Source organism: Clostridium sp. UBA7503, from assembly GCF_002477055.1.
GTDB classification, from domain to species: Bacteria; Bacillota; Clostridia; order Clostridiales; family Clostridiaceae; genus Clostridium_J; species Clostridium_J sulfidigenes.
Genome location: NZ_DLNT01000033.1, coordinates 21,022 through 27,021, shown reverse-complemented (window position 1 = coordinate 27,021; position 6,000 = coordinate 21,022). Strand labels below are relative to the sequence as shown.

The following is a 6,000-nucleotide window of genomic DNA, read 5'->3' as shown; positions in this document are numbered from 1 at the left end:
ATCTATTTTGCGAAAGCCCCTATTATTTAATCTAGTCTTATCTTTCTATTTCTAAAAGTTTTGCTTGTTAAATAACTTAACAGCAGTATAGTTATTAACCCTATGGATGTATATAAAGAATTAATTTCTACAGCAAAATTTGTAATCAAAATAAAATTTAGTATGGCTCCTGGTATTATAAATAAAATATATAGCAATAGTGTCATTATTATTTTTTTTGCATTACCTCTATTTTTTATTATTACTTTCCTTAATCCTATGCTAAAAATAAACCTACAAAACAAAAAGTCAACTATAAACATAAAGATTATATTTAAGGTAAAATTCATATCAAATAAATAATATACTAATGATATTATTGCCGACATAATTAAAGCCCATTTAATACTCTCAAATATATTAAACAATACTCTACCTTTAATATCCTTTGATCTTATAATTTCCTTGCAAAACTCTTCAATATTATTACCAACTATACTCTTAACAGCAATACCATCATCCTGTGCACTTATTAATAAGTCCTTCACATCCTCACTTACTTCATCCATAAAGCTACCTTCCATACCACTACTTGATAAGTACATTACTATACTCATGTATGCTTCCTTATATTCATCCCTCAATATGCTATTACTCATTGTCCATCCCCCCTATAATCTTATTTACATTAACATGTAGTTTATTCCAGTATTCTATAAAACCTTCAAGTTCTATACTTCCCATTTCTGATAGTTTATAATATTTTCTATTAACTCCAGTGGATGATTTCCTTCTTTCAGCAATTATTAACTGATTTTTTTCAAGCCTAAGTAATAATGGATAAAGAGTTCCCTCAACAATATCTTCAAAGCCACATTCTTTTAATTTTGTTAGTAGTTCATAACCATAGGTCTCTTCCTTTGAAATTATACTTAGTATACATCCTTCAAGAATACCTTTAAGAATTTGAGAATTATTATTCACAGCAACTCCTCCTTTACCTTGTAATACAAAGTATACTATTATTATATTTAAATATACTTTGCATTGCAAGGTATATTTAAATAAATTCTGGTATTACTTAATACTTACTAAAAATAATCACTAAAAAAAGAAGGTATAGCCTCTAAGGCTACGCCCTCTTTCCTACTTAATATAATCCATAAAACTATGATTTATTTAAATCATAGTTAGCCAACTCTTTTACCTAAATTCTTTTGAGAAAGGCTTGCTTCATAAACAACCATAGTAGCTACTACTCCTACATTTAAGGAATCTGCACCTCCAAACATAGGTATTATTATTCTTTCACACTCATGACTATTCCAAATATCTGAAATTCCATGTATTTCATTTCCTACAATAATAGCAATTCTCCCCTTATAATTAGCATCATAATAATTGTTACTAGCTTTTAAATCAGTAACAATAATCTTAAATCTATTACTCTTAAGCCACCTTACAATTAGTTCTATGTCACTATTTACAACTGGCAACATAAAACTAGATCCCATGCTTGACTTTATAAGCTTTTGATTTGTTTTTCTAACTTTACTATTACAAATAATTACTCCATCTCCACCAGCACCATCAACTGACCTTATAATTGTTCCAATATTTCCTGGTTTCTCTAATCCATCAAGTATTACTAGCAAATTGTTTTCCTTTAGCTTTACATCCTTAAGGTCATACTTTGGAAAACTACATAATAGAAAAAATCCTTCTCCACTATCTCTGCTACTCAATCTTTTACACAAATTACTTGATATTAAACATGAATTCTCTGCTACCATAGAAATACTCTTAACCATATCAAGGATAGATTTGTTTTTAATAAACTCTAGGCAAAATACAAAGTTTATTATTCTAATATTACTTTTAATTATCTTTTCATAGGCCCATAATCCCTCTATAACAAATAAATCTTCATCTTCAACCTTTTTATTCTTTATTAGTCCATTGATTAGTCTTATTGAATTGTCCTTACTACCAACAAGTTTTAAATGAGAAAACTCTTCACATAATTGCTCTATATCTAACCCCATTTTAAATATTATTCCTCTCTATTCAACTCATAAAAATTTATAAACTCAATCTATCCCCAAGTTTTCTTCCACATAATACGTTTACCTACATTTTCAAATCCTATAATTCCATAAAATTCTCGTTGACCTCCAAAGCAGTATTTAGCTCCATACTTTTGGCTTTTCTTCATGCCCTCCATCAATGCAATGGCGGCAAGTCCCATTCTCCTATGCTCCGGAACAGTAGCTAGTGGTTCTAAATACGCATATTGATTTTGTGTATCCTCCCACATACCTGCAAAACAAGCATAGTCACCATTGGGAGCTTTTATAACTGTTGTAAGCTCCTTATTAAACCTAGGAGCACTCTGCATAAGTAGTCTACCATCAACATCATCATCTAGATTAGGTCCATGATTAAAGCCCTTCCATAGACAAGCATGAATCTTCTTTAAATCATTTTCATCTTTAAGAGATATCATTGAAAAGCCTTTTGGTAAAGGTAACTCCTTAAACCCCTTTTCATAGGGATATATGGTAATTGTTTCAGTATCACATACTTCATATTCTCTTTCAGTTAGTAAATCATCAAGACCCTGCTTATCAGTAGAATACACTGTCAAAGTATGCCTTCCACCCTTTTCCTCTGATAATTCCTTTTCACCATAAGTAAGCATCTCAGGGTATAAATCTTCATAACCTGCTTTTACCGCCATGATGCACTCTCCTAATCTCATCTCATAGCATGCAACTCCAACAATGTCACTATTTTCTTCCCAAAGTCCAAACCTATGAGTCAGCTTATGATCAAAATATGAATGCGTGTGTGCATACTCGTAAAAACTTGGAAGCAAATATCCATTAAAATGATCACTATTATAATTATCCTTTAGAAATTTATATACTCTTTCAAAATCACTTAACAATTTGTATCGCCTATGCTTAATTGTCATATATATTTCACCCCACAAAATATAAATATCTTTAATTAATAATTTCATATATCAAAATTTATCATCATACTTATTTTAATATGTGGAGTAATTAAATAATATATAAAGAACAATTCTATATTATTCTTTGCACATAAAAAGCCACCACTCATTATAAGAGTGATAGCTTCTCATTTCTATTTTTACTATATACAATTTTTTTAATACTATCTATGGAAAGAAAAAATTCTTCTGACAGCTCATCAATTGTATATCCACTTTCATGCTTATTACGTATAGCTTCATTTCTATTTTTTATACGCTGCCTGGTTCCTGACTTTTCTCCCCACTTTTTCCGTGTTGTATGTTCAGATGGAATATATACATATTCTCCTTGAATATACTTTTGAATTTCTCTTAATAAATTATCTGGTAAAATTGTTTCAGCCTTTACATATCCCATAAAGCTCAGCTCCTTAAATTTATACTTTAAATTAAGGAAACAAAGCCTGTATAAGTACGAATTTATTTAGTAATGGCGACTAGATATTTACCTCTGTGCAATTGCCGCCTTAAGCCATACTTACAGACTTTGCACAGAGTATTTTGAGTTGTTCTTTTTCCGCTAATTCAAATCTCATATTTACTACCCCCAATAAACTTTATTTTATATAATACCAAATACTACATAAATTATCAATTAATTTTTCAAATTATGTTAAAAATTAAGATTATAACTATACTCTTATCAGAAATCTCCAATTATATACGTTATTAATAATTATCTCATTAAACTATTATCTACTAAATATTTGCGTATCTCCTAATAAAGTAATTGCATTATTATCAACAATTATTCCACCAGTATCTTTAATTGCATATACCATATCCACTCTTTCATTTAATACCTTATTTATATAGTTTTTTTCTATTTCTGTTTCTTCATAATGAACTTCAATATCAAAGTCTCTAATCAAATTTAGTCCTTCACTATATGAGAATACATCATAATCTTTATCTGGAGTAATATGGTAATCTGATATCTGAATCATTGCTCCAGCACTAACACCAATAATAACTCCTACAAAGTTTTCAATCTCACTTATTAAATCAAACTCCTTTAAACGATGCATCATTTTATCAGGTAATCCTCCAGTGAAAAATAATATATCACTGCTTCTTATTTTATCCTTTGCATTTTCATCTGTATCCTTAAAATAATTTACCCATTCTATATTTTCTTCCTTAATTCCATAACTCAAAAATGGTAGAACTATGGTATTATAATACTTTCCGTTATCTTTATTATAGGCACTCTGCCAATCCATATCGTTGCTTATATTTTCACCGAAAGAAAATGGAATTACCAAAACATTATCATCACACTTTATATATTTTTCCATGGAACCTTTTGCCCATTTTTCATTGAAATTATATGAACTAAATAATATATTAACCATTAGTATTCTTCCTCTCTTCATAACTCACAAAATAATAATATTCCCAATTATTATTTATGTTAACTACTTCATTTTGCAGTAATATACTACTGTTTCATAATCAAAAATCAATGTACCATTTTTATTATACTTTTTAAATAGAAGTTCAAGTTCCGTAATCATATAATTGAATCTTGGATTTTCTTCATTTGGAATATACGAATAAGATATTAAATCCCCTTTTAATCTTTCTAAATTATACACTTGAGTATTAGAAAATATTTCTTTATCAATTGTTTTTAAATCAAAGAATTTGGGTAAATTCGTGTTAAGTGAATTCCCCCCATCACGTTCTGAGTATTTTTCAATTAGTTCCATATATTCATTCATAAATTGGCTACTGCTAAATTTTCTTCTATTGTTAATAATTACTACGAACCCACCAGGTTTTAATATTCTGAGGAATTCTTTTTTTGTAGCTTCTGGTTCAAACCAATGGAATGCTTGTCCTGATGTAATTACATCTACTGATTCTGATTTCAACTTTGTATATTCAGAAGATGCATCTATTGAATGAAAATTTGTGTAATTAATTAGATACTTCTCTCCAGCGGACCTCATTTCTGCATTAGGTTCAATACCATATACTTCGTTTCCATTATCCAAAAATAATTTAGTAGAAATTCCTGTTCCAGAACCAATATCAGCAATAATTGTTCCTTTAGTTAAGCCAATTGCTGTATTTAGAAAACCTATTATTTCATTAGGGTAGTTAGGTCTATATTTTGCATAATTCTCTACTCGACTACTAAATCTACCTTTAGGATTAAGTTCTGTTAAATTCATAATAACCTCCAAATTAAAAAATTTAATGTTTCCTTGTAAATTTTACTTGTATTATAACTCCCCATCATCAAATGCCTTTAGAGTTCCATTTCCTTTCTTCGCATCAAAATATATAGGAAGATGATCTTCATCAATTATTTTTTCATAGTTAATGTCAGAAAAATAATTACAAAAATTAATTTCAACATAAATCAATCTGCTATTTTCTTCATCAGCTAAAGCATAATTATACCCATTATAACTATCAGCGTAAACTGCACATACTGTTTTTTTAATTATGTCTTCTTTTCCTAACATTTAAATCTCCTCTTAATATTCATAAACCTTTTTTTATTAGCCTTATAATACCTCCAGTAACTAGTATAATACTTATGATTATTACCATCACATTATTAAATATAGTTTCAATGCTAAAATTCTTAACTAAACTAAATATTATTGGTATTGCAAATATAAATCCTATTATTAGCATTATTATAGGAGACTTTAATATATTCTTCATAAGTAATGGTGCTTTGCATGAGCCAATAAAATAACCAGGATTATTAGCGTTCTTTTGCCACTCATTTATCTCTTCTATTTGCTTTTCTAATGGATTTAACTTTGTTTCATTATTTTTATTATTAATAATTTCCACCCCAAAATAAATCTAAAAAAAGGAATATAATTTATACTTCTTTGATATTGGTGTTTTACTCAATAAGTCCTTTTTCCTTTATAAACAATCTAAATTTATTTACATTTCAATTATAACATTAATTTCAATATAATATATATCTT

General features: G+C 28.3%; 9 protein-coding genes. All 9 read right to left on the bottom strand.

The features are described from left to right. Positions 1-26 precede the first annotated feature (26 nt). The 9 genes from B3630_RS09580 to B3630_RS09540 all read right to left on the bottom strand — a co-directional run bounded on the left by B3630_RS09580 (position 27) and on the right by B3630_RS09540 (position 5,857). Positions 27-638: a DUF1048 domain-containing protein gene (locus B3630_RS09580; RefSeq protein ID WP_346897614.1), complete on the bottom strand. Its 612-nt coding sequence runs from the start codon at positions 636-638 to the stop codon at positions 27-29. Then, positions 631-963, bottom strand: coding sequence for a PadR family transcriptional regulator (locus B3630_RS09575; RefSeq protein ID WP_346897612.1), 333 nt, complete (start codon positions 961-963; stop codon positions 631-633). Before B3630_RS09575 ends, B3630_RS09580 begins: the two co-directional genes overlap by 8 nt. 206 nt (positions 964-1,169) lie before the next feature. Continuing rightward, positions 1,170-2,024, bottom strand: coding sequence for an RNA methyltransferase (locus B3630_RS09570; protein WP_346897610.1), 855 nt, complete (start codon positions 2,022-2,024; stop codon positions 1,170-1,172). A 50-nt stretch (positions 2,025-2,074) separates the two neighbouring features. After that, on the bottom strand, positions 2,075-2,956 hold the full coding sequence (locus B3630_RS09565; protein WP_346897608.1) for a GNAT family N-acetyltransferase: 882 nt from the start codon (positions 2,954-2,956) through the stop codon (positions 2,075-2,077). Positions 2,957-3,107: 151 nt separating this feature from the next. After that, positions 3,108-3,398, bottom strand: coding sequence for a CD3324 family protein (locus B3630_RS09560; RefSeq protein ID WP_346897606.1), 291 nt, complete (start codon positions 3,396-3,398; stop codon positions 3,108-3,110). A 334-nt stretch (positions 3,399-3,732) separates the two neighbouring features. Beyond that, the gene (locus B3630_RS09555; protein ID WP_346897604.1) at positions 3,733-4,395 is read right to left on the bottom strand and encodes a Type 1 glutamine amidotransferase-like domain-containing protein; all 663 of its coding nucleotides are present in this window, start codon (positions 4,393-4,395) and stop codon (positions 3,733-3,735) included. 63 nt (positions 4,396-4,458) lie between these two features. Continuing rightward, entirely contained in the window at positions 4,459-5,220 is a 762-nt protein-coding gene (locus B3630_RS09550; protein WP_346897602.1) for a class I SAM-dependent methyltransferase, read from the bottom strand. 51 nt (positions 5,221-5,271) lie between these two features. Then, positions 5,272-5,517, bottom strand: coding sequence for a hypothetical protein (locus tag B3630_RS09545; RefSeq protein ID WP_346897600.1), 246 nt, complete (start codon positions 5,515-5,517; stop codon positions 5,272-5,274). A 19-nt stretch (positions 5,518-5,536) separates the two neighbouring features. Continuing rightward, positions 5,537-5,857, bottom strand: a complete 321-nt coding sequence (locus B3630_RS09540) for a hypothetical protein (protein ID WP_346897598.1) — start codon at positions 5,855-5,857, stop codon at positions 5,537-5,539. Positions 5,858-6,000: the final 143 nt, after the last annotated feature.

Excerpts from the sequence above, each read along its gene's own strand:
- B3630_RS09580 (WP_346897614.1), bottom strand. The coding sequence starts at position 638 with ATGAGTAATAGCATATTGAGGGATGAATATAAGGAAGCATACATGAGT.
- B3630_RS09570 (WP_346897610.1), bottom strand. The coding sequence starts at position 2,024 with ATGGGGTTAGATATAGAGCAATTATGTGAAGAGTTTTCTCATTTAAAA.
- B3630_RS09565 (WP_346897608.1), bottom strand. The coding sequence starts at position 2,956 with ATGACAATTAAGCATAGGCGATACAAATTGTTAAGTGATTTTGAAAGA.
- B3630_RS09560 (WP_346897606.1), bottom strand. The coding sequence starts at position 3,398 with ATGGGATATGTAAAGGCTGAAACAATTTTACCAGATAATTTATTAAGA.
- B3630_RS09555 (WP_346897604.1), bottom strand. The coding sequence starts at position 4,395 with ATGGTTAATATATTATTTAGTTCATATAATTTCAATGAAAAATGGGCA.
- B3630_RS09550 (WP_346897602.1), bottom strand. The coding sequence starts at position 5,220 with ATGAATTTAACAGAACTTAATCCTAAAGGTAGATTTAGTAGTCGAGTA.
- B3630_RS09545 (WP_346897600.1), bottom strand. The coding sequence starts at position 5,517 with ATGTTAGGAAAAGAAGACATAATTAAAAAAACAGTATGTGCAGTTTAC.